At 69.4% G+C, this 1,007-nt stretch carries 2 protein-coding genes; both read right to left on the reverse strand.

Annotated elements, in window-relative coordinates; all coding sequences use genetic code 11:
* Positions 1 to 204, reverse strand: a 204-nt coding sequence (locus U858_RS0133030; RefSeq protein WP_029954741.1) for an ATP-binding cassette domain-containing protein, incomplete at its 3' end; no start/stop codon positions are given.
* The coding region (locus U858_RS0133035) for an amidohydrolase family protein (protein ID WP_025141348.1) at positions 201 to 1,007 on the reverse strand (807 nt) is incomplete at its 5' end. The genes U858_RS0133030 and U858_RS0133035, both read right to left, overlap by 4 nt.

Raw genomic sequence — 1,007 nt, forward strand, 5'->3', positions numbered from 1 at the left:
CGGCGGTTCCAGCAGGCCGATCACCGCCATGCCGGTCAGCGACTTGCCCGCGCCGGACTCGCCCACCATGCCCAGGATCTCGCCCGGCGCAATGTCGAACGTGATGTCGCGCGTGGCCACCAGGGTGCCGTGGCGCGTGGGGAATTCCACCGACAGGCCGCGCACCGACAGCGTCGGGGCGGCGGGACTGGAAACGGTCGTCATGACGGGCTCCTTGGGGGCCGCGGGTAGCTGGATGAAAAAATCTCGCCGACCGGCGGATGGCCCCAGGTGCGGTCGGGGTAGCGCGCCACCAGGCCGTCGAACTGCGCCTGGGCCTGCGCTTGCGCCTGGGCGGCATCAAAGCCGGGAATCTGGCCATCGACCATCACGAAACGGCCGTCGATGACGACCTGCGACACGTCGCGGCCGCTGCCGCCCACCATCAGCGTCTGGATCGGGTCGATCAACTGGCCGTTGCGGTCGTGGGAAAAGTCGAACACCACGATGTCCGCCTTGGCGCCCGGCGCCAGGCGGCCCAGGTCGGGGCGACCCAGGGCGTCCGCCCCGCCGACCGTGGCGGCGTCGTAATAGTCTTCCGAGCGCACCGCCTCGGTGGACTGGTCGGTGACCCGGCACAGCATCATGCCCACCTGCAGGTTCAGCACCATGTCCGGCGGCCAGGTATCGGTGCCCATGCCGATGTTGATGCCCTGCTTGCGGTAGCGGGCGAACGATTCCAGCGTGGCGCCGTGGCGCGCCGACACCAGCGGGCAATGCACGATGCTGGCGCCCGCGTCGCGGATGATGTCCAGGTCGCGCCCCGGCCGGTCGATATGGCGCGAGCCGGATACATAAGTGCCGTGCGGCAGCAAGGCCCGTTCGGACAGGAAACCCAGGCTTTGCAGCCATTCGGGCGGGCTCATGCCGTGCTGTTCCAGGACTAGGTCGTACTCCAGCCGCGACTGGCAGCAATGCAGGCGGATCGGAATATCGCGCTCGCGCGCGGCGGCCGCCGATGCGCGCAG

The sequence above is a fragment of the Achromobacter sp. DH1f genome, assembly GCF_000633435.1.
GTDB classification, from domain to species: domain Bacteria; phylum Pseudomonadota; class Gammaproteobacteria; order Burkholderiales; family Burkholderiaceae_B; genus Achromobacter; species Achromobacter deleyi.